General features: G+C 66.3%; 1 protein-coding gene. It reads right to left on the reverse strand.

Annotated elements, in window-relative coordinates:
- Positions 1-1,202, reverse strand: a 1,202-nt coding sequence (locus AB0E90_RS51680) for an ISL3 family transposase (protein WP_360421236.1), incomplete at its 3' end; no start/stop codon positions are given.
- Between the last annotated feature and the right edge of the window lie 120 nt (positions 1,203-1,322).

Here is a 1,322-nt window from a genome sequence, read left to right on the forward strand (position 1 = left end):
CCGCCGTGGCAGAGGTGGATCATTTCGATGAGGTTGTCGAGGTTGGCGTAGCCGTGGGCGCGGCGTTGGATGAGGCGGATGCCGGCGTTGATGGCTTCCAGGAGCGAGTTCGACAGTCCGAGGTGGATGGCGTTGAGGATGCCGGTTTTGTGGTGGCGTAGCCGCCGGGCGAGGGCCGCGAAAGCGTTGATACCGCTGCGTCGTGCCCGGGTCATCCAGCGCCGTAGGTGATCTTCGGCCTGGTCGGCGGGGATGCGGTAGAGGTCACGCAGGGCTTCTTTCAGTACCCAGGCGCGGTGCAGGCGGGGATGTTTGCGGCGTAGCTGTTCGATGATCGCGGCTCGTTGCGGATCGTGTTTCTCGGCCGGCAGACGCAGGGCGCCGCGGACTTTCTGCCAGGTCCGGGCGGGTGTGAGCCCATCGACCGTGATGGGTGCGGCCAGGTGGGAGGTGCCGTAGTAGGCCAGATCCAAGGCTTCGGACGCCCACTTGATCACGTGGAACGGGTCCAGGCAGACCTTCGCGTCCGGCACATGTTTGATGGTGGCCTTGCGGTAGATCGCGGTCATGTCCATGCTGACCGCTTCGATCCGGGCCCGGCCGGCCTCGCCGAGCGACTGCAGGAACGCGCCCAGGACGTGCTGGTTACGGCCCTCACCGACGAACACCACCCGACCGGTGTCGTGATCGGCGACCACGGTCAGGAACTTACGGCCCTTGCGGTAGGCGATCTCATCCACGCCGATGCGGTAGAGCCCGTCGAGCCGGGCCGTGTCGAGGTGCTCATCGACGAGTCTGGCTACCAGCGCGTCCACGGTCTCCCAGGTGCTGCCCAGCAGGGACGCGACCGCACTCTTCGACATCCGTTTGACCAGCCAGGCGGCCATATCCTCGAAGTCACGGGTATGCCGGGCACCGGGCCGGGCCCACGGCATCCACTCGGTGCGGACCCGCCCGCACCCGCGGCAGTCGACCCGGCGGATCTGCGCTTCGATCACCACCCGATGCCGGCCGAAATCGACATGCCGCCACCGCCGGCACGAGGTGTCGTACCGGGCCCGGCTGCGTTTCCCGCACGGACACACCAGATACGCCGCCCGCAGCCGCACCCGCACGATCATCTGGTTACCGACGAAATCGACACCCTCCACGACCGTTGCCTTGAACCCGAGCAGACGGTTGAGCACAACAGCGGCACGCACGTGGATCCCTTGTTCGACCGGCCTTAGCAACCGTCGAACGAGCACCGACCCCTTGCGTGCCGCCCTTTTTGTGCGCCATCAACCCGTTAGAGCTACCCACACCAACCCGCTAAATGGCAC

This window comes from Actinoplanes sp. NPDC026619 (assembly GCF_040638295.1).
Classification (GTDB): Bacteria; Actinomycetota; Actinomycetes; order Mycobacteriales; family Micromonosporaceae; genus Actinoplanes.